This is a genomic window from Kitasatospora griseola (assembly GCF_044999035.1).
Classification (GTDB): domain Bacteria; phylum Actinomycetota; class Actinomycetes; order Streptomycetales; family Streptomycetaceae; genus Kitasatospora; species Kitasatospora griseola.
In genome coordinates, this window is the sequence record NZ_CP173360.1 from 969511 (window position 1) to 991040 (window position 21530).

22 protein-coding genes are annotated in these 21530 nt (G+C 73.8%); 15 read left to right on the forward strand and 7 right to left on the reverse strand.

All coding sequences use genetic code 11. The annotated features are described in order from the left end of the window. Nucleotides 1-5: 5 nt before the first annotated feature. From ACI1MP_RS04780 to ACI1MP_RS04795, 4 genes are all read right to left on the reverse strand, one after another. Nucleotides 6-1313, reverse strand: a complete 1308-nt coding sequence (locus ACI1MP_RS04780; RefSeq protein WP_404867799.1) for a PLP-dependent aminotransferase family protein — start codon at nt 1311-1313, stop codon at nt 6-8. Continuing rightward, a complete protein-coding gene (locus ACI1MP_RS04785; protein ID WP_404867800.1) occupies nt 1310-2380 on the reverse strand; it encodes an alpha/beta hydrolase in 1071 nt (356 codons plus the stop codon). The genes ACI1MP_RS04780 and ACI1MP_RS04785 overlap by 4 nt, the downstream gene beginning before the upstream one ends. Continuing rightward, nucleotides 2380-3375: a class I SAM-dependent methyltransferase gene (locus ACI1MP_RS04790; RefSeq protein ID WP_404867801.1), complete on the reverse strand. Its 996-nt coding sequence runs from the start codon at nt 3373-3375 to the stop codon at nt 2380-2382. Before ACI1MP_RS04790 ends, ACI1MP_RS04785 begins: the two co-directional genes overlap by 1 nt. Before the next feature lie 103 nt (nt 3376-3478). Further along, nucleotides 3479-4585 (reverse strand): alpha-hydroxy acid oxidase, encoded by a 1107-nt coding sequence (locus ACI1MP_RS04795; RefSeq protein WP_404867802.1) that lies wholly within the window; start codon nt 4583-4585, stop codon nt 3479-3481. A 188-nt stretch (nt 4586-4773) separates the two neighbouring features. On the opposite strand from ACI1MP_RS04795, the gene ACI1MP_RS04800 reads away from it, so the two are divergent. From ACI1MP_RS04800 to ACI1MP_RS04855, 12 genes are all read left to right on the forward strand, one after another. Continuing rightward, complete coding sequence (locus ACI1MP_RS04800) at nt 4774-6207, forward strand: class I adenylate-forming enzyme family protein (RefSeq protein ID WP_404867803.1); 1434 nt, start codon at nt 4774-4776, stop codon at nt 6205-6207. Between the two features lie 241 nt (nt 6208-6448). Further along, the gene (locus ACI1MP_RS04805; protein WP_100584773.1) at nt 6449-6715 is read left to right on the forward strand and encodes an acyl carrier protein; all 267 of its coding nucleotides are present in this window, start codon (nt 6449-6451) and stop codon (nt 6713-6715) included. After that, the gene (locus ACI1MP_RS04810; RefSeq protein WP_404867804.1) at nt 6715-7092 is read left to right on the forward strand and encodes an acyl carrier protein; all 378 of its coding nucleotides are present in this window, start codon (nt 6715-6717) and stop codon (nt 7090-7092) included. The genes ACI1MP_RS04805 and ACI1MP_RS04810 overlap by 1 nt, the downstream gene beginning before the upstream one ends. Further along, nucleotides 7089-8192: a beta-ketoacyl synthase N-terminal-like domain-containing protein gene (locus ACI1MP_RS04815; protein ID WP_404867805.1), complete on the forward strand. Its 1104-nt coding sequence runs from the start codon at nt 7089-7091 to the stop codon at nt 8190-8192. Before ACI1MP_RS04810 ends, ACI1MP_RS04815 begins: the two co-directional genes overlap by 4 nt. Further along, on the forward strand, nt 8189-8758 hold the full coding sequence (locus ACI1MP_RS04820) for a hypothetical protein (RefSeq protein WP_404867806.1): 570 nt from the start codon (nt 8189-8191) through the stop codon (nt 8756-8758). Before ACI1MP_RS04815 ends, ACI1MP_RS04820 begins: the two co-directional genes overlap by 4 nt. 54 nt (nt 8759-8812) lie before the next feature. Beyond that, entirely contained in the window at nt 8813-10444 is a 1632-nt protein-coding gene (locus tag ACI1MP_RS04825) for a class I adenylate-forming enzyme family protein (RefSeq protein ID WP_380332622.1), read from the forward strand. Then, nucleotides 10441-11730, forward strand: a complete 1290-nt coding sequence (locus ACI1MP_RS04830; protein WP_404867807.1) for a beta-ketoacyl-[acyl-carrier-protein] synthase family protein — start codon at nt 10441-10443, stop codon at nt 11728-11730. The genes ACI1MP_RS04825 and ACI1MP_RS04830 overlap by 4 nt, the downstream gene beginning before the upstream one ends. Then, entirely contained in the window at nt 11727-12731 is a 1005-nt protein-coding gene (locus tag ACI1MP_RS04835; RefSeq protein WP_404867808.1) for a 4-hydroxyphenylpyruvate dioxygenase family protein, read from the forward strand. The genes ACI1MP_RS04830 and ACI1MP_RS04835 overlap by 4 nt, the downstream gene beginning before the upstream one ends. 18 nt (nt 12732-12749) lie before the next feature. Next, a complete protein-coding gene (locus tag ACI1MP_RS04840) occupies nt 12750-13667 on the forward strand; it encodes a phytanoyl-CoA dioxygenase family protein (protein ID WP_380332631.1) in 918 nt (305 codons plus the stop codon). Continuing rightward, nucleotides 13664-14647 carry a thiamine pyrophosphate-dependent dehydrogenase E1 component subunit alpha gene (locus ACI1MP_RS04845; RefSeq protein WP_404867809.1) on the forward strand — a complete coding sequence of 328 codons (984 nt, stop codon included), beginning with the start codon at nt 13664-13666 and terminating at the stop codon, nt 14645-14647. Before ACI1MP_RS04840 ends, ACI1MP_RS04845 begins: the two co-directional genes overlap by 4 nt. Beyond that, complete coding sequence (locus tag ACI1MP_RS04850) at nt 14644-15606, forward strand: alpha-ketoacid dehydrogenase subunit beta (protein WP_380332634.1); 963 nt, start codon at nt 14644-14646, stop codon at nt 15604-15606. The genes ACI1MP_RS04845 and ACI1MP_RS04850 overlap by 4 nt, the downstream gene beginning before the upstream one ends. A 97-nt stretch (nt 15607-15703) precedes the next feature. Next, on the forward strand, nt 15704-16486 hold the full coding sequence (locus tag ACI1MP_RS04855) for a DUF3050 domain-containing protein (protein WP_404867810.1): 783 nt from the start codon (nt 15704-15706) through the stop codon (nt 16484-16486). Between the two features lie 70 nt (nt 16487-16556). Here ACI1MP_RS04855 and ACI1MP_RS04860 read toward each other — a convergent pair whose 3' ends face one another. Together ACI1MP_RS04860 and ACI1MP_RS04865 are read right to left on the reverse strand one after the other, a co-directional pair. Next, on the reverse strand, nt 16557-17738 hold the full coding sequence (locus tag ACI1MP_RS04860) for a globin domain-containing protein (RefSeq protein WP_404867811.1): 1182 nt from the start codon (nt 17736-17738) through the stop codon (nt 16557-16559). Between the two features lie 306 nt (nt 17739-18044). After that, on the reverse strand, nt 18045-18482 hold the full coding sequence (locus tag ACI1MP_RS04865; RefSeq protein ID WP_404867812.1) for an RrF2 family transcriptional regulator: 438 nt from the start codon (nt 18480-18482) through the stop codon (nt 18045-18047). Between the two features lie 46 nt (nt 18483-18528). On the opposite strand from ACI1MP_RS04865, the gene ACI1MP_RS04870 reads away from it, so the two are divergent. The 3 genes from ACI1MP_RS04870 (at nt 18529) to ACI1MP_RS04880 (ending at nt 20789) form a co-directional block, all read left to right on the forward strand. Beyond that, nucleotides 18529-18696 (forward strand): hypothetical protein, encoded by a 168-nt coding sequence (locus ACI1MP_RS04870; RefSeq protein WP_404867813.1) that lies wholly within the window; start codon nt 18529-18531, stop codon nt 18694-18696. Between the two features lie 164 nt (nt 18697-18860). Beyond that, on the forward strand, nt 18861-20330 hold the full coding sequence (locus ACI1MP_RS04875) for a carboxyl transferase domain-containing protein (RefSeq protein ID WP_404867814.1): 1470 nt from the start codon (nt 18861-18863) through the stop codon (nt 20328-20330). Between the two features lie 177 nt (nt 20331-20507). Beyond that, the gene (locus ACI1MP_RS04880; protein WP_404867815.1) at nt 20508-20789 is read left to right on the forward strand and encodes a hypothetical protein; all 282 of its coding nucleotides are present in this window, start codon (nt 20508-20510) and stop codon (nt 20787-20789) included. Nucleotides 20790-20958: 169 nt separating this feature from the next. Here ACI1MP_RS04880 and ACI1MP_RS04885 read toward each other — a convergent pair whose 3' ends face one another. Further along, a complete protein-coding gene (locus ACI1MP_RS04885; RefSeq protein WP_404867816.1) occupies nt 20959-21489 on the reverse strand; it encodes a hypothetical protein in 531 nt (176 codons plus the stop codon). Between the last annotated feature and the right edge of the window lie 41 nt (nt 21490-21530).

The window sequence follows — 21530 nt, forward strand, 5'->3', positions numbered from 1 at the left end:
CCGCGTCAGGTCTGCTGCACCGTCCGCTCCGTCACGAACCGGGCCAGCCGCCGCACGCCCTCCACGACCTGGTCCGGCGTCAGGTAGGAGCAGGACAGCCGCAACTGGTGCTCGCCGCCCCCGCCGGGGTGGAAGCCGTCCATCGGGGTCCACAGCACGCCGTACTCGCGGGCGCAGGCGTCCAGGGCCCGGGCATCGGCCCGGAACGGGACGGTGACGACCGCGAAGAAGCCGCCCTCCGGGGTGTTCCAGGAGATGCCGGGGAGCGGACGGAAAGCGGTTTCCAGTTCGGTCAGCAGGACATCCATGTTGTGCGCGTAGAACTGCCGGGCGGGCTCGTTGGCCTCCCGCAGGCGCAGTCCGCCGGCCAGCAGCATGCCGCCGATCACGGCCTGACTGAGCGCCGAGGTGTTGACGGTGGTCATGCTCTTGAGCTTGGCGAGTTCGTCGGCGAGCAGGCCGAGCCGCCCGTCCGGTGCGGCCACCTGCTGGTCGGCGAGCACGTAGCCGACCCGGGCGCCGGGGAAGCAGGTCTTGGCGAACGATCCGAGGTAGACCACGTTGCGCCGGTCGCCGTCCAGCGCCTTGAGCGTCGGCCGGACGGGCCCGTTGCGGCCGAAGAAGCCGTACGGGTTGTCCTCGATCAACAGGACGCCGGTGGACTCGGCGACGTCCAGCAGCCGTCGGCGGGCGCTCTCGTCCAGGCTGGCGCCGCTCGGATTGGCGAAGTCGGGGACGACGTAGCAGGCCCGGGGGTGCTTCCCGGCGGCCCGCAGCTCGTGGACGGCCGCGGCCAGGGCCTCCGGGTCGAGGCCGCCGTCCGGGCCGGCCTCGGGCACCGGACGGACCGTCAGGTCGAGCAGCCGGGCGGCGCCGGTCACGCCGACGTAGCACGGCGAGGAGACCAGCAGGACGTCGTCCGGGCCCGCGCACAGAGCCCGCAGCACCAGCAGCATGCCCTCCTGCGCGCCGACGGTGACCACCAGCGCCTCGGGGTCGGCCGTGATGCCCTCGTCGGCCTCCAGCGCCCGGGCGATCAGCGGCCCGATCAGGCCCTTGGTCCGCCCGTACTGGAACACCTCCTGGCGTACCTGGCTATCCGTCAGTCCGCGCTCCTCGCGCAGGTGCCGCAGGTACCTGTCCAGGTGGCCGGCGATGTCCGCGGGGTCGAAGAACTCCTCGTGCGGGCGGCCCGGCGCGAACGAGATCGCCTCGGGGTAGCGCCCGGTGACCTCGTTGAGGAACGTCATCGCGTCCAGCAGCGGGTCCGACAGCGAGCCGTGCAGCTCGTCCAGCCGCAGCACCCCGCTCACCGGCCGACCTCCGCCGGCGCCGTGTGCAACATGGGTTCCGCGGGTGCCGCGTAGGCCGTCCTCAGCTGGTCCGCGGCGAACAGTTGGGCCGCCCGGCCGTCGTCCAGCACGCCAGGCATGGCGAAGAACCCGTGCGGCATGCCCGGGTAGCGGCGCAGCGTGACGGGGACCCCGGCGGCCTGCAGCGCGGCGGCGTACTGCTCGCCCTCCTCGCGCAGCGGGTCGTACTCGGCGGTGATCACGGTGGCGGGCGGCAGGCCCCGGTGGTCGTGGGCGCGCAGCGGGCTGGCGAGGGGGTGGGCGGCATCGGCCGGGTCGGCGAGGTAGTGCGACCAGTACCAGGCCACCGAGTGGCGGTTGAACAGCGCCGGATCCTCACCGTGCATCGGGTCCTCACCATGCACGGGATCCTCACCGCGTGTCGGCCGCCCTCCACGCACCGAACCCCCTCCGTCAACGGCCGTTGACGAATCGCCTGCTGCGGGAACCCGGTGATCGGTATTCGGGTAGACCAGCAGCTGATGCACGATCGCAGGTCCGCCGCGTTCGCGGGCGAGCAGGGTGAGGGCGGCCGCGAGGTTGCCGCCGGCGCTGTCGCCGCCGACGGCGATCCGGGCCGGGTCGAGGCCGAGCCGTCGCGCGTTCCGGGCGATCCAGTCGAGTGCGGCGTAGCAGTCGTGGACGGCGGCCGGGAAGCGGTGCTCGGGGGCGTGCCGGTAGCCGACGGCGAGGACGTCGGCGCGGGTGCCGTTGGCGAGCGCGCGGCAGATCGGGTCGCCGGTGTCCAGCGAGCCGAGCGCCCAGCCGCCGCCGTACAGGTACAGCAGCGCGGGGCCGGGGCGGTCGGTCCCGGCCGGTGGGTGGTAGTGCCGCAGGGTGAGCGGGCCGCCGGGGCCGGCGATGGTGAACTCGTCGACGGCGAGGACGGGTTCACCGGTGCCTGAGGCGGCGCGCAGGTCGGCGAGGTCGGCAGCGCGGGCCCGGTCCAGGGTGAGGGTGTACAGCGGCGGGGTGCCGGCCGCGGCGCGGCGGGCGCGCCACGCTCGGGCCTGCGGGTGGAGTGGCATCAGTGCGGTCCTCCGGGGGCGACGGCCTCCAGGTAGATCGACTCGTCCTTCCGGAAGGCGGTATCGAGGTCGGCCACGTCGGGACGTACGCCGATCTGGAACTCCCGTCGCTCGATAACGAATTCGTGGTAGCCGGCGCGGTCGAGGACGTGCCGCAGCTCGGCCTCGTCGTAGATCCACCGGTGTCCGAAATGGTAGAAGATCTGGTTCAGCATGAACGCGCGGCGCTCCGGCATCGGCGGGCCGACCCGCATGGTGCGCAGGCGGCGGCGGTGGCGGCGGAAGAACTGCTCGCTCCCGTCGAGGTATCCGTCGATGTAGCGCGCCAGGTCGGGGGTGGTGAGGCGGAGCACGCCGCCGGGGCGCAGGATGCGGCGGACTTCGGCGAGCCAGTGCACAGCGGTGCCGAGCGGGACGTGTTCGATCAGGTGCTCGGCGTACACCCAGTCCACGCTGCGGTCGGCGAACGGGAGCGGCCGGCCGATGTCGAGCTGGGTGAACAGGCCGGTGCCGTCGATCCGGTAGACCGGCCCGGGGCGGGTGGCTTCGTGGTCGGTGTGCAGGCCGACCAGGTCGGTGCCGAGGCCGTGCGGGTGCCGGGTGCGGAACGCGGCGAACTCGATGCCGGTGACGCCGAGCTCCTGGAAGTCTCCGTGCGTGTGAGGCACTTCGGGGCGGACGGTGTCGATCGAGGCGCACCGGGCGAGGTTCTCGGTGAACGCGTCGGTGCGGGCTTCGAGCCCTGCGGGGTCCTCCCAGTCCCAGTCCGTGAACAGCTCGCCGACAGCTGTTCCCCCGACGGCTGCGGCTGCGGCTGGCCCGGCTCCGGCGACATCGGCTCCTGCTCGTGCGACTGCGGCTGCGCCTGCGACCGCGACCGGTTCGGCTGCCGCAGGCTCGACTGCAACGGGCCCAGCTGCGGCGGGCCCAGGCCTGGCGGGCTCGGGGCTGGCGGGCTCGGGGCTGGCGGGCTCGGGTTCTGCGATGGTCGCCACGGGGTCCTTTCCTGCTGGCGTACGGGGGTGCGAGGGGGTCCGACAGCACCTGCTTGTCGGTGTCTTGTCATGAGCCCCTGTATATAAGGAGAACGATGCGCGTTCAGAGCGGCGCGGCGACGGCCGGCGGCCAGGGCGCGAGCGCGTCGCGGTCGAGGGCGGCGAGCGTGGGTCGACCGGCCAGCACCATGGTGTCGAGCAGCTCCTCGCGGAGCAGGTCGAGCACCGCCCTGACGCCGTCCGCGCCGCCGTGGGCCAGGCCCCACAGCACGGGGCGGCCGACCAGTGCGGCGCGGGCGCCGAGCGCGAGGGCCGTCGCCAGGTCGGAGCCGTGCCGCAGGCCGCCGTCCACCAGCACGGGGTACTCGACGGGGACGGCGTCCACGATCTCCGGCAGGACGGCCAACGCGGGCGGGACGCCGTCGAGTTGGCGGCCGCCATGGTTGGAGACGATCAGCGCGTCCACGCCGTGCTCGACGGCGAGCCTGGCGTCCTCGGCGGTGAGGACGCCCTTGAGCACCAGCGGCAGGCGGGTGCGCGCCCGCAGCCAGGCCAGGTCGGCCCAGCTGACGGTGGGATCGAACTGCTGCCGGGAGTGTTCCTCGATGCCGGAGCGACCGGCGGCCGAGTGCCCAGCGCTCCTGGTCAGTCGGGGATCCAGGTTGGCGGCGGTGAGGTCGGCCGGCAGCGCGAAGGCGTTGCGCAGGTCACGCAGCCGGCGGCCGACCTTGGGCGCGTCCACGGTGAGCACCAGGGCCCGGTAGTCGGCCTGCTCGGCGCGCCGCACCAGCGTGGTGAGCGCTTCGCGGTCGCGCAGCCAGTACAGCTGGAGCCAGCGCGGCGCGCCGGGTGCGGCGGCGGCGATCCGCTCCAGCGTGCGGCTGGCGAAGATGCTGACGATCAGCAGCGCGCCGGCCTCGGCGGTGGCCCGGGCGGTGGCGCACTCCCCGTCGGGGTGGGCGAGTTGGTGGTAGGCCATCGGCGCGACCCCGAACGGGGCGGCCAGTCGGGCGCCGAGCAACTCGGTGCCGCAGTCGGGCGCCGAGACGTCCACCAGGACGCGCGGGCGCAGCACGTGGTGGCGCCAGGCGTCGAGGTTGGCCCGGCGAGTCCACTCGACTCCGGCGCCGCCTTCGAAGAAGTCCCAGATCGCCGCAGGCAGCAGGCCCTTCGCCAGCGCGCCGTGCTCCGCCAGAGTGAGCGGAACCATCGTCTCCGAACCTCCTGATGATCCGTCAACCGGTGCGAAAACGAGGGACAGCGTAGGGGCCCGGTCGCCACTGGTATAGACCTTGACCCTTGATGCGCTCCCGTGCAAAGGTCGGCACCGACGGGGGATCCACACTGAAGCATCACAACTTCCGACCCATGCTTCCCATTCGAGCGCGTGGAGTTGCGTTGACGTTGATCCCAACCCCGGTGCGCGGCCGCACGGTTGCCGCGGACTGGGTGGACGAGCAGTTACTCGCCGGACCGGACGGCGAACCGTGCCTGCGCTTCGGCGCTCCGGTGAGCAGGGGGACGCTGCGGGCCCTGGTGGCCGAGCGGCAGCGGCAGTTGGTCGCGGCCGGCCTCGGCGAGCAGGGCACGGTGGCGCTGCGCATGCCGCCTTCCGCGGAGTTCGTCGCGGTGCTGTTGGCCGCGTGGCGGGCCGGAGCTCGGGCCGTGTTGCTCGACCACCGTCTCACCGCCGCCGAGGTGGACCGTGCCGTGAACCGGCTGCGCCCCCGGGTGCTGGTCGAACTCACCGACGGGCGTTTGCGGTTCAGGTCGCTCCCGGCTTCCCCGCCGGACCCGGACGCGGGCGCCGAACCCGCCACGTCCCACCATCACGCGCTGATCCAGCTCAGTTCGGGCTCGACCGGCCCGTCGAAGGTGATCGGGCGGACGGCGGGCGACCTGCTGCGCGAACTCGACTGCTACGCCCGGCTGCCGGAGTTCCCGGCCCGGGGCGAGCGCACCGTGCTGCTGTCCTCGACGGTGCACGTGCTCGGCCTGGTCGGCGGGCTGCTGCACGCCCTGCACGCGGGCGTCGAACTGGTGGTGCCGCAGCGGATGACCCCCACGGGCATCCTCACTGCGGTCGCCGACGGCGCCGCCCCGACCACCGTGATCGGCGTGCCGTTCCACGCGGAGCTGCTGTCCGCGGTGGCCGCGCCGCCCCGACTCCCGCAGCTGCGCCGGATGGTCGTGGCCGGCGAGCTGATCCGTCCCGGGCTTCCAGCCGCGTTCCGCGAACGCTACGGTGTGCCGCTGGGCACCATGTACGGGATGACCGAGACCGGGGTCATCGCCACCGATCTGACGGGCCGCCACCATCCGGCCCTGCAACCCGTACACGGTATGGAACTGTCGCTGAACGCGGGCGAGTTGCACATCGCCCGTACGCACTCCCCGTACCTGGGCCCGACCGACCCGACCCGCTGGTCGGACGGCCTGCTGCACACCAGGGACGCCGCACTGCTCGACGCCGGCACCGGACGGGTGACGGTGCTGGGGCGGCGCGACTCACAGATTTCCATCGGCGGCCTCAAGGTCGACCTGAACGAGGTCGAGCAGACCCTGACCGGGCTTCCCGGCGTGGTCGAGGCCGTGGTGGTGTTCGCCGACGGCGCGATCGAGGCGTATGCCGCGACCGCCGACGGCGCTTCCCGCGCACCGTCCGAACGGGACGGCGCGGCCGGGCAGTTGCGCGAACTGCTCGGCAGGGAACTGGCGGGCTACAAGCTGCCCCGCCGCCTGCACCTGATGCCGCAGCTCCCCCGGACCGCCACCGGGAAGCTGCTGCGGGACGTCGCCGCCCTGCGCCGACAGGTCGACGCCGCCCGCTGATCCGCCCCACCTTCCCCCCTTCCGCCGCAGTGCGCCCGGCCGGGTGGACGGCTCCAGACACCGTCCGCCCGTCCGTCGGCGCGCCCTGCCCTGAACCTCTGGACACGGAAGCCCCCGGACACCGCGACCCCCGCACGAAAGCTCTGGTGCGCCGGAGCCCCGTTGCCCCGCCCGCCCGTCCGTCCAAAGACACCCCATGCCCCGAACCCCGGCACCCCGACGCGTTGGAGAGAGCAAGTCCATGCAGGAACAGATCCGCTCGTTCGTCCTGGCCACCCTGGCGGCGATGAACTACGACGTCTCGCAGGTCACTTCGGAGACCGACCTCGGCCCGGCCGGTCTCGACCTGGAGTCGCTCGCCCTGGCCGACCTGGCCGTGCAGGTCGAGGAGGAGTACGGCATCCGCTTCGAGCTGGACGACATGGAGTCCACCGCGCTGATGACCATCGACGAGTTCAGCGCCGAGGTCGCCGACCGGATCGCCAAGTCCTCGGTGGGCACCGCCTGATGGGTACCACCGACTCCGCGGTGCGGTTCGGCCGGGCCGAGGCGATCGCGATGCTCGCCCGCTACGGCGACCGCTCCCCCGACCAGGTCGACGAACACCTGGGCTCGCTCGAACTGACCTGGCTGATCGCCGAGGCCGAACAGACCTACGGCGTCCAACTCGACCTCGACGACCACCGGTTGGACGCGATCCGGACGGTGGACGACGCGGTCGCCGCACTCGGCGCCCAGATCGCCGAGCAGCTCGGCACCCCACTCTCCGCACTCGCCGCGCCGCCCGCCGCCACCGCACCGACCGCCGCCGCCGCCGCCAACGCCGCACCGCCCGCCCCCGCACCGGTCGGCGCCCGTCCGGAAGCGGGAGTCGCCGCGCCATGACCGCGACCGCTCTCCGGAACGGTCCGCCGCGGCGCACCGTCCTGGTCGGCGGCATCGGTGTCCGCTCGGCCTTCGGCCCGGGCCTCGCGGCGCTGCGGGACGGCGTGACGGCCGGCCGGCCCGCGTTCGTCCCGGTGGACCGCTTCGACACCGCCGGCCACCGCACCGACCGGGCCGCCGTCGCACCCGGGTCGCCGCGCCTGGCCGACCAGTTGGTGGACGTGCTCGCCGAGGCGGGCGCGCTGTCCGGTTCTCCCGAGGACGCCCCCGAGGACCTGCTGCTCGCCCTGCACGGCGATCGGCGGGCCGGACCGGTCGCCGCCGAGGTCGCCGAACGCACCGGGCTGCGGCCCCGGGTGTACACCGGCGCGTGCGTGGCGGCCGCCACGGCCGTCGCCGACGCCGCCGCGCTGATCGCCGCCGGCCGCCGCGAACGCGTGCTGGTCGCCGCCGGCTACCTGGTCGAGCCGGACACCTTCGCGGTGTTCGACGCGGGCCGGGCGCTGGCCGGGGACGGCGCCGTCCGCCCGTTCAGCCTGGGCCGGCAGGGCATGCTGCTCGGCGACGCCGTGGTGGCCGTGGTCCTGGAGTCGGTGCCGTCGCTGCGCCGACGCGGCGGGCTGAACCCGCTGGCCAGGATCGCCGGTTGGGCCCGCACCGGCGACGCCCACCACGTCTGCCGGCCGCACCCGGACGGCACCGGCCTGGCCCGGGCGGTGCACCACGCCCTCGCCCGGGCGGGCGCCGGGCCCGAGGCGATCGGCTACGTCAACGCCAACGGCGCGGGCTCGAAGCTCGGCGACCTCGCCGAGGCCGCCGCCCTGCGGACCGTGTTCCCGTCCGGCACGCCGCCGGTCAGCTCCACCAAGTCCGTGCACGGCCACGCCCTGGAGGCCTCCGCACTGCTCGAACTCGCCGTCACCGTCGGCGTGTTGCAGTCCGGGACGCTGCCCGTCAACGCCGGGTGGCAACACCCGGACCCGGGCTGTCCGCTCGACCTGGTCCTCGACCGTCCCCGCCCGGCCGTCCCCGGCCTGGCCCTCACCCTGAACTCCGCGTTCGGCGGCGCGAACACCGCACTCCTGGTGGCCGCCGCATGACCGCCGCCACCGCCGAGGGCACGCCGCTGCCCGCCCTGGTGGAGCCTGCCGTCCCCGCGCCGCTCGGCCCCCGGGAGCTGACCGGCCCGCTGCGGGTGCTGGCGTCCGCCGCCTGGCCCGAGCGTCCGGACGACCGGCTCCCGGCCATCGCCGGGTTCGTGGAGTCCGCCTTCAATCCGCTGGTGGCCGAGACCGCCGACCGCTGCCTGCGCCGCCACTACGGGCCGCCGCCCGCGCTCGACCCGCCGCGCACCGCCCTGCTGCTGGCCAGCCCGACCGGCGACACCGGCACGGCGGACGCCCTCGCCGGGGCCACCGCCACCGGCCGGCGCGTCCCGCCCCTGCTGTTCTTCCAGTCCAACCCGAACGCCGTCCTCGGCCACCTCGCCGCCCGCTGGCAGCTCGACGGCCCGGTCGTGGCGCTCGGCCCCGGCTTCGACAGCGACACCGAACTCCACGACCGGGCCCGCCTGTTGATCGAGGACGGCGACGCCGATCAGGTGCTGCTGATCACCGCCGTCCAGGGCCCGCCCGACCACGCCACCGCCGTCCTGCTCGCCCCCTGACGCACCCGGGGTTCGAGCCCGCCGACGTCCCGCACCACGAGAAGAACGGGATCCATGAGCCTCCGCACCCTGCGCGCCGTGCTGTCCGAGGACAGTTCCGTCGGCGCCGGCAACGTCCTGACCACCCGGGTCGAACAGGGACTCGGTCTCGACTCGCCGACCCTGACCTTCGACACCCCCGTCGACGGCCACCCCGCCAACACCGCCCTGACGCTCCGTCAACTCGACCTGGCGGTACGGAAGCGGGCGGCCGCCCTGCACGCGCTCGGGGTGCGCCGACGCGATCCGGTGGCGGTGCAGGCCTCCGCGGCGGCCGACCAGGTGCTGGCCTTCCTCGCGCTGACCCGGCTCGGCGCCGTCCCGGCCCTGCTCAACCCGGCGCTGGACGTGGACACTTCGGCCCGCTACCTGCGCCGGCTGAACGCGGTCGGGCTGCTCGCGGACGCCGAGCACGCCAAGGCCCTGGCGGGCCTCGACCTGGGCACCGCCCTGCTCGCCGACACCGCCGAACTCGCCGACGGCGACCCGCGGTCCGCGCCCGCGCCGTACCGGCACTGGCCCACCGACCCGGTCGCCGTCACCCACTCCTCGGGGACCACCGGCCTGCCCAAGGCCGTGCTGCACTCGCACCAGAGCCTGTACGCGGCGATCCGCCACCGGCTGCTGCTGCCCCGCCCGCAGGGCATCGACCGGGTGCTGAGCGCGCTGCCCGCCGCCCACGCGGCCACCCTGATCGCGGTCAACCTGGCGCTCGGCTTCGACGCCCAACTCCACCTGCTGTCGGGCCAGTCGGGCCCGATGGTGCTGGACGCCGTCGAACGCTGGCAGCCGCTCGGCGTGTACGGCTTCGCCACCACCTGGGCCGACCTGGCCCGGCACGACCTGGCCGCGCGCGACCTGTCCTCGGTCGGCCTGTGGTGGAACACCGGCGACTGCGCGCACGAGACCCACATCCGCCGCCTGGTCGCCCAGGGTTCGCGCGAGACCGCCACCCGGCAGGGCCGGGTCCGCACCGCCGGCTCGGTGTTCATCGACGGCCTCGGCTCCTCCGAGATGGGCCACTCGCACTTCTTCATCACCCACACCGCCGACTCCGACCGCTACGGCCGCTGCGTGGGCCGCCCGCACGCGTTCGTCGACTGCGCGATCCTCGACCCGGACGGCAACGAGCTCGGCCCGGGCCGGGTCGGCGAACTCGGCACCCGCTCCCCCACCCTCGCGGTCGGCTACTGGAACGACTCCGTCACCACCCACCGCACCCGGCTGCGCGACTACTTCCTCACCGGCGACCTGATGTACCGCGACGAGGACGGCTACTACTACCACGTCGACCGCGCCGTCGACACCGTCGACCTCGGCGAGGGCCGCCTCCTGCACACCGCCGCCGTCGAGGAACGCGTCCTGGTCGCCTGCCCGGACGTGCTCGACTGCACGGTGGTGGCGTTCCGCGACGGCGACCGGGTCGTCACGGACGTCCTGCTGCAACTCGCCCCGTCCACCGGCGTCGGCGACGACCCGGCCGACGACCGCACCGCCCGGGTGCTGGCCGCGCTGGAGCCGCACGTCGCCGACACCGTGCGCGCGGTGCTCGCCGTGCCGGACGAGCAGATCCCGCTCGGCCCGACCGGCAAGGTCCGCAAGGGCCTGCTGCGGCAGCAGCACCTGGCCGCGGCGGGCGCCCGGTGAACGCGCCCGCCGCGCAGATCACCGGCATCGGCTGGGTGACGCCGCTGGGCCGCGGCGTCCCGGAGGTGTTCCGCGCCGTCGCCGAGGGGCGCTCCGGGCTGACCGCCCCGGCCGCGGACCACCCGGCGGCGGGCTGGCTGCGGGCCGCCGGCATCGCCCCGCCCGTGCCCGCCGGCGAGGTGCTGCCGCCCACCGAGACCCGCTGCGCCGACCGCTTCCTGCTGCTGGCCCTGGCCGCCGCGAACGACGCCCTGGACGACGCCGAACTGACGATCCGCCAGGACTGCGATCCGGAGCGGGCCGCAGTGGTGCTGGCCACCGGCGGTGGCGGGCTGGAGAGTTACGAGCAGCAGGCCGCGGGGCGGCGCGAGCGCGGCCGGGCCGCCGTCAGCCCATACCTGCTGCCGGGCATGCTGTCCAACATGCCGGCGGCCCGGATCGCCATCACGCACGGCATCCGCGGCTACAGCTCGACCGTGATCACCGCCTGCGCGGCCGGCGCGCAGGCCCTCGCCGAGGGCCTGCGACTGATCCGGGGCGGCGAGGCGGACGTGGTGGTGTGCGGCGGCGCGGAGGCCCCGCTGCACCCGACCATCGCCGCCGCGTTCGACAACTCGCGCGCCCTCGCCGCCGGTTGGGACGACCCGACGCAGGCATCCCGGCCGTTCGACGCCCGCCGCAACGGGTTCGTACTGGGCGAGGGCAGCGCCGTCCTGGTGCTGGAACGCGCCGAGCACGCGGCCGCCCGCGGCGCCTCGGCGTACGCGGAGCTGTCCGGCTGGGGTGCGGCCACCGACGCCCACCACCCGACCATGCCGCGCCCCGACGGGGCCGGCGCGGCCAGTGCGATGCGCGCTGCGCTGCGCTCGGCGGGGCTGGACGCGTCGGCGGTGGACTACGTCAACGCCCATGGCACGGGCACCAGGTTGGGCGACCGGGCGGAAGCCCTGGCGCTGCGCGAGGTGTTCGGCGCGGCCGGCCCGCTGGTCAGCTCCACCAAGGGCGCGACGGGCCATCTGCTGGGCGCGGCCGGGGCGGTGGAGGCGGCGGTGTCCGCACTGGCCGTCGCCGAAGGCCTGCTGCCGCCCACCCTGAACCTCGAACAGCCCGACACGGACTGCGAGTTGCGGCACGTCCGCAGCTCTGCGGTACGCCGTCCGGTGCGTCACACCCTGTCCAACTCGTTCGCGTTCGGCGGGCACAACCTGAGCCTGGTGTTCGGCCCGCCGAGCATCGCGGCCAAGCAACTCGGCGTCTCGGCCGGGCACTTCGGAGGGGACTCATGACCGTGGCGGGCATCGCCTATCTCGAACTGTACGCGGAGGACGCCCACAAGTACGCCGAGCAACTGCGCGACGACTGGGGCTTCACGCTGAGCAGCCCGGCCCGCGACTCGCCCGGAACGGTGCAGGTGTTGGCCCATCAGGGCTCGATCCGGCTGCTGGTGACCTCGGCGGCAGACGCCGAGCACCAGGTGACGGAGTGGGTGCGGCGGCACGGCGACGGCGTGGCCGTGATCGCGCTGCGGCACACCGACGGGGTGGCGGCGGCGGTGGCGGCCGAGCGGGCGCTGAACGCGGGCGGCGGCTGCCTGGACGGGGCGGGCACGGTCTCCGGGTTCGGCGACCTGGCGGTGCGCTTCGCCGACGCGCAGGATCTCCTTCCGGACGGTGAACTCCCGGGCCCGGGAGGACTGTTGTCGCTGGACCACGTGGCGATCGTGGTGCCGGGCGGGCAGTTGGACGCCTCGGTGGAGTGGGCGGTGCGCGGCCTGGGCTTCCGGGAGATCTTCCGCGAGTACATCGAGGTCGGCGCGCAGGCGATGGACTCCCGGGTGGTGCAGAGCCCGTGCGGCTCCGTCACGTTCACCCTGCTGGAGCCGGACACTTCGCGGTCGGCCGGTCAGATCGACGGCTTCCTGGAGGCGCACGGCGGTGCGGGCGTCCAGCACGTGGCCTTCAGCACGGCCTCGATCACCGCGTCGGTACGGGAGTTGAGCGACCGCGGGGTGGCCTTCCTGAGCACACCGGGCGCCTACTACCGGGCGCTGGAGGCGCGGCTCGGCCCGACCGGCATCCCGGTGGCCGACCTGCGCGACACCAACGTGCTGGTGGACCGCGACCACGGCGGCGAGCTGTTCCAGATCTTCGCGCGCTCCACCCACCCGCGCCGCACCTTCTTCCTGGAGCTGGTGGAGCGGCGCGGCGCCGGCTCGTTCGGCACCGCCAACATCAAGGCCCTGTACGAGGCGGTGGAGCGCGAGCGCGCCGTCACCGCGGACCACTGACCGAAGGAGATCCCTCACGTGGCCACCACCACCGAGCCGTTCGAGCTGTCGGAGGAGGAGTCGGCGCTGCTGCCGACCGCCGAGGAGGTGCTGGAGTACGCGGAGCGCGGCTGGTACCTGTCGCGGCGGCTGTTCAGCGACCAGGAGCTGGACGTGCTGCAGGCCGCCACCGAGCGCTACTACGCGGGCGAGCGGGACCGTGAACTGCCCGTCCGTCCGCCGCACTTGGCGTCGTGGACGCCGGCCGACGGGCCGGTGCAGCGGCACAACGACTACGTGCACTACGAGCACGCGGAGATCGGCCGCATCCTGCGCAAGCCGCTGCTGGGCGCGGTCGCGGCGCGCCTGGCGCAGGCCGAGGAGATCCGGGTGTTCCAGGCGACGCTGATCTACAAGCCGCCGGTGCCGGGCGAGCCGAGCAACGTGGTGCCGTGGCACTTCGACAAGCACTACTGGCAGACGTCCACCTCGCAGCGGATGCTGACGGCGTTCCTGCCGTTCCACCACTGCACGGAGGAGATGGGCACCATCACCATGGTGGACGGCAGCCACCGCTGGGAGGAGCGCCCGGGCGGCGACGACTCGACTCGGCACTTCGCCGCCCGCGACCGCGCCGAGCTCGACCGACTCCTCCACGAGAACGCCGAGTTCAACGGCACCGAGGTGCGCACGGTGCCGGTGGAGATCCCGCGCGGGCACGTCTCCTTCCACCACTGCCGGACCTATCACGGCTCCGGCCCGAACCGGTCCGCCCAGCCGCGCCGGGCGGTCTCGCTGCACCTTCAGGACGGTTCGAACCGCTACCGCTCGTTCCTGAAGTCGGACGGCTCGCCGGTGGTGTACAACCACGACGCGGTGGTGCGGCGCACGGCGGACGGCCGCCCGGACTACGCGGACCCGGAGTTCTGCCCGGTGCTGTGGCGGTCGGGCCGGTGAGCCTGCCGCACCTGGCCGACCGGGCCGGACGGTACCGGGCGATGCGGCTGATCCGCTCGTTCGAGGAGCTGGCGCTGGAGTGGGTGCGTTCGGGCCTGATCGTCGGCGGCACCCATCCGTACATCGGCCAGGAGGCGGTGGCGGTCGGCGTGTGCGCGGCGCTGACGGCGGACGACCAGTTGACGTCGACCCACCGGGGCCACGGACACGTGCTTGCCAAGGGCGCCGACCCGGGCCGGCTGCTGGCCGAACTGGCGGGCCGGGTCGACGGGTTGAACCGGGGCCGGGGCGGGTCGATGCACGCTGCGGACTTCTCGCTGGGCATCCTCGGCGCGAACGGCATCGTCGGCGCGGGCGCGCCGATCGCGGTCGGCGCGGCCTGGGCGGCGCAGCGGCAGGGCCGGCCCCGGGTGGTGGCCTCGTTCTTCGGTGACGGCGCGCTCAACCAGGGGGTGCTGCTGGAGGCGTTGAACCTGGCGTCGATCTGGCGGGCCCCGGTGCTGTTCGTGTGCGAGAACAACGGCTACGCGACGACGCTGCCGGCCGGTACGGCGGTGGGCGGTTCGGCGTGCGGCCGGGCGGAGGCGTTCGGCATTCCGGCGGAGACGGTGGACGGCATGGACGTGGAGGCGGTCCGGGCGGCGGCGCAGCGGCTGGCGGAGCGGGCACGGGCGGGCGGCGGCCCGGGATTCCTGGAGTGCCTGACGTACCGTTTCGAGGCGCACCACACCATGGAGCGCCGGTTCCGGCTCTCCTACCGCGCCCCGCAGGAGGTGGCGGCCTGGCGCGAGCGCGATCCGCTCGTCTCCGCCGCCGCGGCCCTGCCGCCTGCCGAGGTCGCCTCGATCGACGCCGATATCTCACAACTTCTTTCCTTGGCCGCCGAGTTCGCGCTAGCTTCTGCGGAACCGGATCCGGCGACGGCCGACGATCGCCTGTACGCGAGCGGGCTGCGGCCCCGGTCGGGAGCGGCACTGTGACCCTGCTGTCGTACGCGAAGGCGATGAACCGGTCGCTGGCGGACGCATTGGCGGCCGACCCGACGGTGTGCGTGTTCGGCGAGGACGTGGGCGCGGGCCTGGCCGGGTTGACGCTGGGCCTGCAGCAGCGCTTCGGCGCCGAGCGGGTGGTGGACACGCCGTTGTCGGAGCAGGCGTTCACCTCGGCGGGCATCGGCGCGGCACTGGCCGGGATGCGCCCGGTGATCGAGTTGCAGATCCCGTCGCTGCTGTTCCTGGTCTTCGAACAACTCGCCAATCAGGCCCACAAGTTCTCGCTGATGACGGGCGGCCAGGCGCGGGTCCCGCTGACCGTGGTGGTGCCGGGTTCGGGCTCCCGCAGCGGCTGGGCGGGCCAGCACTCGGACCATCCGTACGGCCTGTTCGCGCACGTCGGCATCAAGACGCTCGTCCCGGCGACGCCCACCGACGCGTACGGGCTGCTGAGTTCGGCGATCGCGGACGACGACCCGGTGGTGCTGTTCGCCCCTGCGGGCGCCCTCGGCGTCCGCGAGGACGTGACGACGCCGTTGGCGCCGGTGCCGCTGGGCGTGGCCCGGACGCATCGGCCGGGCACCGACGTGACGGTGCTCGCCGTCGGGCATCTGGTGCATCAAGCCCTCGCAGTGGCCGAGGAGTTGGCGGACGAGGTGTCGGTGGAGGTGCTCGATCCGCGCACCCTGTACCCGCTGGACCGGGCCGCGCTGCTCGCCTCCCTGGAGCGCACCGGGCGGCTGGTGGTGCTGGACGACTCCAACCGCTTCGCCGGGTTCGCCGCCGAGGCGCTGGCGATCGCCGGCGAGGAAGGCCGACTGCTCGCCCCGCCGCGCCGGGTGACCCGACCGGACGGCGCGGTGCTGCCGTTCGCCCTCGGCCTGGACCGCGCCCTCCAGCCGGACGCCGCCCAACTCCGGGACGCGATCCGTGCCGTCATGAAATGACCGGCGACCGTCCGGCCGACAGCTTTCCCGGGACAGCCCCGCGCAGCCCTTGCCGCACCACGCCCCACCCTCACCACATCACCCGAGGAGAGCAGCCATGAGCGACCGCTACCACTGGGACCGCAGCCACCCCGGCCTGACCGCCCTGCGCGAGTCGATCGAGGAGGTCCGCCGCGAGGTGGTCTCCCACCCGATGTACCTCTCGCTGGACAGCCTGGAGAAGGTGCAGACCTTCCAGCAGACCCACGTGTTCGCCGTCTGGGACTTCATGTCCCTGCTCAAGTGCCTTCAGCGGAAGCTCACTTGCGTGACCCTGCCGTGGCTGCCGGACGGTCCGACGGCGAGTCGCCGGCTGATCAACGAGATCGTGCTGGTCGAGGAGAGCGACGAGCTCGGCGAGGGCTACATCAGCCACTTCGAGCTGTACCTGGACGGCATGGCGAGAGCGGGCGCCGACACGGGCCCGGTCGAGGCCTTCCTGGCGGCGATCCGTTCCGGCCGGTCGGTGGCGGAGGCCGCGAAGCTGGCCGACATCCCGCAGGCGGCGGCCGAGTTCACGGCCGTCACGTTCGGGATCATCGAGGACGCGCCGGTGCACTGCCAGGCCGCGGCGTTCGCGTTCGGCCGGGAGGACCTGATCCCGGAGATGTTCGAGCAGGTGGTCCGGATCGACGATTCGGCGGGGCGGCTCGGCGTCTTCAAGGATTACCTGGCCCGGCACATCGAGGTGGACGGCGAGCAGCACACCCCGATGGCGATGCAGATGCTGATCGACCTGTGCGGCGACGACACCGGGCGCTGGGAGGAGTGCGCGGCGACGGTCCGCACCGCGCTGCGGGCCAGGGTCGCGCTGTGGGACGCGATCACCGCCTCGCTGTGACCGACGGGCCCGGCCCCGGCGCGGACACCTCCGCGCCGGGGCCGGGCCCGGAAAGCCGTGGTGCGGCAGGTCAGTTCTGGCCGAGCCACATGTCGGGGCCGAACACCTCGTAGTGGATGTCGGCGGCCGACACGCCGGCCTCCAGCAGCTGGGTGCGCACGGCGCGCATGAACGGCAGCGGGCCGCACAGGTAGGCGACGGCGTCGGCGGGCACGGCCAGGCCGGTCAGGTCGACCCGGCCGGTGCGCTCGGCGGGCCGCTCGCCCTCGGGGCGCTCGTACCAGACGTGGGCCTCGGCGTTCGGGAGCTTCTCCGCCAGGCGGGCGAGATCCTCGCGGAAGGCGTGGGCGGACTCCTGCTGGTCGCCGTGCACGGCGATCACCTTGCGGGTGGCGCCGGTCTCGGCGAGGTGCTCCAGCATGCCGATGATCGGGGTGCAGCCGATGCCGGCGGAGGCCAGCACCAGCGGGCGGTCCTCGTCGACCAGCTGCACATCGCCGAACGGGGCGCTGACCAGCAGGGTGTCGCCCTGGTCGACGTGCTGGTGCAGGTGGGTGGAGACCTCACCGGCCGGATCGCCGGCGACCCGCTTGACGGTGATCTGCAGGCCGCCGTCGGGCCGGCCGGACAGGCTGTACTGGCGGATCTGCCTCGCGCCGTCCGGGAGTTCGACCTGTACCGAGACGTACTGGCCGGGCTTGTGCGCCGGGACGGGGCCGCCGTCGGCCGGGTGCAGCAGGAAGGTCGCCACGTCGGCGGTCTCGGCGGTGCGGGAGACCACGGTGTAGGGGCGGCGCTCGCCGTGGGTGCCGCTCTCCTCGTACAGGCGGGCCTCAAGGGCGATCAGCGCGTTGGCCATCAGCCAGTACACCTCTTCCCAGGCCTCGGCGACCTCGGGGGTGACGGCCTCGCCGAGCACCTCGACGATGGCGGCGAACAGGTTGTCGTGCACCACCTGGTACTGCGGGCCGGTGACGCCCAGCGAGGCGTGCTTGTGGGCGATGCGGGCGAGCATGGCGTCCGGTCGCTGGTCGGGGTTGTTCACCAGGGCGGTCGCGAAGGCGGCTATCGAGCCGGCCAGCGCCGACTTCTGGCTGCCGTCGGCCTGGTTGCCCCGGTTGAACAGGTCGCGCAGCAGCTCGGGGTGAGCAGTGAAGAGCCGGTTGTAGAACGAGCCGGTGATCTCCTCGATGGCCGCCCCGACCACGGGCAGGGTGGCACGCACGGTCTGCGCGGACTTCTCGGACAGCATCCGAAGCTCCAAACTCGCATCTGAGATGCGCATTTTAAGGTGTGGGAATACCTGCGGAATACCTTGTGGTGACTGCTCGACCACGGACTGCCGGGTACCGACGACCTGCGAATGGAAAGCGCTTTCCGAGCACGCCGGGACGAGCCCGGACGATCCCGATCCGCACCCCGCCCGAACCGGGCCGGACTAACCGCACCCCGCCCGAACCGGGCCGGACTAACCGCACCCCGCCCGAACCGGGCCGGACTAACCGCACCCCGCCCGAACCGGGCCGGACTAACCGCACCCCGCCCGAACCGGGCCGGGCTATCCGCGCCCGGGCAGTCCGAGCAGGACCGGGCCGGTCGGCGGACCGACCAGGTCGGCCACCGTCAGCGGGTCGAGCGTCGCGAAGAACGCTTCCTGCGCCTTGCGCAGCGCCCCGCGCAGTCGACAGGAGTGTCGCAGCGGACACGGCGGCTCATCCTCGCAGCCGACCACGTCCCCGGCGCCCTCCAGTTCCCGGACGATCCGGCCGAGCGATCCGGTGCGGCCGGCGGCAGTCAGGGCAAGCCCCCCACCGCGCCCGCGCCGGGCCTCGACCACGCCCAGGTGCTGGAGACGACTGACCACCTTCGCCGCGTGGTTGTAGGGGACGTCGACCGCCTCGGCCACCTCGCGGGTGGTCGGGGTCTGGTCCTCGTCCAGCACCGCCAGCCGCATTGCGATGCGCAGTGCGATGTCGGTGCTCTTGGTCAGCCTCACGGCGCTGACTCTATCCAATTCAGCATCTTGGATACCAATTAGCCGAATGTCTGCTGCGTCACGTTCCGCCGCCCGCGCCGAGGGCCGCCTCGAAGGCCGCTCCGACGCCCGGATCCACACCCGGTTCCACACCTGGTTCCACACCCGACTCCACGCCCGCCCCGCACGGCCCGGCGACAGTTTCACCACGGCCTGCCCGGCCCGTCGGCGGTGATCCCGGTCACCACTGTGCGCCGTACCCGCCGGCGGCCCGGGTCCACCCGTAGGCTCGGCACCTCCCGCTCGACGATCTTCCCCGCATTCCCTGTGCTCCTCCGTGTTCCCTGCACTCCCCTGCGTTCCCCCGTGTTCCCCACTCCCCCGCGACGGAGGCCCCCGGTGACGGCACGTCAACTCCTCGATCTACTGGTCGACCCCGGTAGCTTCGCCTCCTGGGACGAGCCGATCACCACCGAGCCGGCCGACCCCGACTACCGGGACGCCCTGGCCAGGGCCCGCGCCCGCACCGGGCTGGACGAGGCCGTGCTCACCGGCCGCGCTCTGCTGGACGGCCGCCCGCTGGCGCTGATCGCCTGCGAGTTCGGCTTCCTGGGCGGCTCGATCGGCGTCGCCACCGCCGAGCGGATCACCCGGGCCGTGGAGCGCGCCACCGCCGAGCGCCTCCCCCTGCTCGCCCTGCCGGTCTCCGGCGGGACCCGCATGCAGGAGGGCTCCGCCGCGTTCCTGTGCATGGTCCGGGTCACCGCCGCGGTCCACGCCCACCGGGCCGCCGGCCTGCCGTACCTGACCTACCTGCGCAACCCCACCATGGGCGGCGTGTTCGCCTCCTGGGGCACCCTCGGCCACCTGGTCCTCGCCGAACCGGGCGCCCGCCTGGGCTTCCTCGGCCCGCGCGTCTACGAGGAACTGCGCGGCGAGCCGCTGCCGCCCGCCGTCCAGCTCGCCGAGACGCTCGCCGCCAACGGCCGCCTGGACGCCATCGTGCCGCCCGACCGCCTGCGCCCGTTCCTCTCCCGCGCGCTCACCGTCCTCACCGCCCGGCCGCCCGAGGCGGGTTCGCCGCCACCGGCCGTCCTCGACGTTGCCCCCGCTGCCGAGGACGCCTGGGAGTCGGTGCTCCGCAGCCGCCGGCCGGACCGGCTCTCCGCGCTCGAACTCCTCTCCCACACCGCCGAGTTGCTCCTCCCACTGGACGGCGACAGCGCCCTCGTCCGGGCCCTCGCGCTGATCGACGGACGCCCGGTGATGGTGGTCGCCCAGCAACGCTCCGGCCTCGACAGTCCCGAACTGCCGTTCACGGCCGCCGACCTGCGGGCGGTTCGGCAACAGGCAGAGCTGGCCGAAGAGTTGGGCATGCCGCTGCTCACCGTGGTCGACACGGTCGGCGCCGAGCTCTCCGTCGAGGCCGAACTCGACGGTGTGGCACTGGAGATCGCGCACTGCCTGACCACCTTGGTCGGCCTGCGCACCCCCGTCCTCGCCGTCCTGCTCGGCCAGGGCAGCGGCGGCGGCGCGCTCGCCCTGCTGCCCGCCGATCGCGTCATCGCCGCCCAGCACGCCTGGCTCGCCCCGCTGCCGCCCGAGGGCGCCTCCGCCATCGTCCACCGGGACGGCGAGCACGCCGCTCAGCTCGCCCGCGCCCAGGGCATCACCGCTACCGCGCTCGCCGCCACCGGCCTGGTCGACCAGGTCGTCCCCGAGACCGACGACCCCGCCGACCTGCGCGCCGATCTCGCCGCCGCGATCACCCACGCCCTCGCCGAACTCGCCCGCCTCCCCGCCGCCGACCGCCTCACCGCCCGCCGCACCCGCAACCGCCGCCTCGGCGGCCCGCCCACCACCGGCTGACCACGCGTCCCACGCCCTCCGGGAGTCCGAGGCACCTGTCACCACCCCTGCATCTCCGCACGCTCGCCGGTTCGAGGGATTGGCCGCGGCGTTCCGCGACGGACGGTCCGCAATGGGAATCCCCCGTCCGAAGAGGCGCCCGCTCCCAGCCGGACGTCCTCGGAAGGGAGATCAGTCATGCGTCGTCGTCTCACGGGAATCGGTCTGCTGGCCGCCGCCGGCGTGCTCACCCTCTCGACGCCCGCCCAGGCGGCCACCGGCCTCCTGGTGGTGAACGGCGCGGCCCACCACAACCCGCCGCGCGGCTGCTACAGCACCACGTCCCCCGTGACCGTCGAGAACTTCACCGACTCGGCGGTGCTGGTGCACGCCCCGGCGAACTGCCAGGGCCCGGTGACGGCGGAGGTGGATCCCGGGAAGTCCGCGAAGACCGTCGGGGTGAGCTACTTCGTCCTCTGAGGCCGCGTCCCACCGCGCCGGAGGGGGCCGGCCGGTGGCACGCCCGGTGCCCCACTCGGCGCAATTCGCTGCAACTCGGCGCAAGTCAGCACAGTTCGGTGCAACTCAGTGCAACTCGGCGCAGCCGACCGGTAGTTCACCGGGATTCGGAGGGCGGGCCGATCCGGTGTCAGGTCGGGTTGCGCAGCCAGTCGGCGAGGACGGTGAAGTCCCCTTCGGTCAGGCCGACTTCGGGGTCGATGCGGCGGAGGAGCGCGGGGCCGGGGTGGTGCTGGGCGACCCACTCGCGGTCGTGTTCGGCGATCTCGTCGTCGACCCAGGCGAACGGAGTGCCGGCGGCATGGGCGACCAGGGCGGGGGTCTTCCAGTGGACGCCGGGCGCCGGGTCGGATGCGTCGAGGGGCGGGTCCGGCAGGACGGGCAGCGGGGGGAGGCCGAGCAGCGGGGCGAGGCACGCATTGGCGTCGTCGAACCAGGTGGTGGCCCAGATCAACCGACAGGGCAGCGCGGCGAGTTGCGGGCCCAGGGCGGGGTTCACCCGGGTCAGCAGCGGGTTCGACCCGCCGGTGAGCTCACGGATGCGACGTTCCGTCAGGTGGGTGCGGTGCCGTGCCGGGTCGCCGCCGAACGGGATCAGTGGGCCGTCGACGTCGAGGTAGAGCAGAGGCAGCGGGGGCAGCGGGGGCGGCGGAGACTCCATCGGGGTCGATGATGCCCGAGGCGGAGGCTCCGCCGCACCTG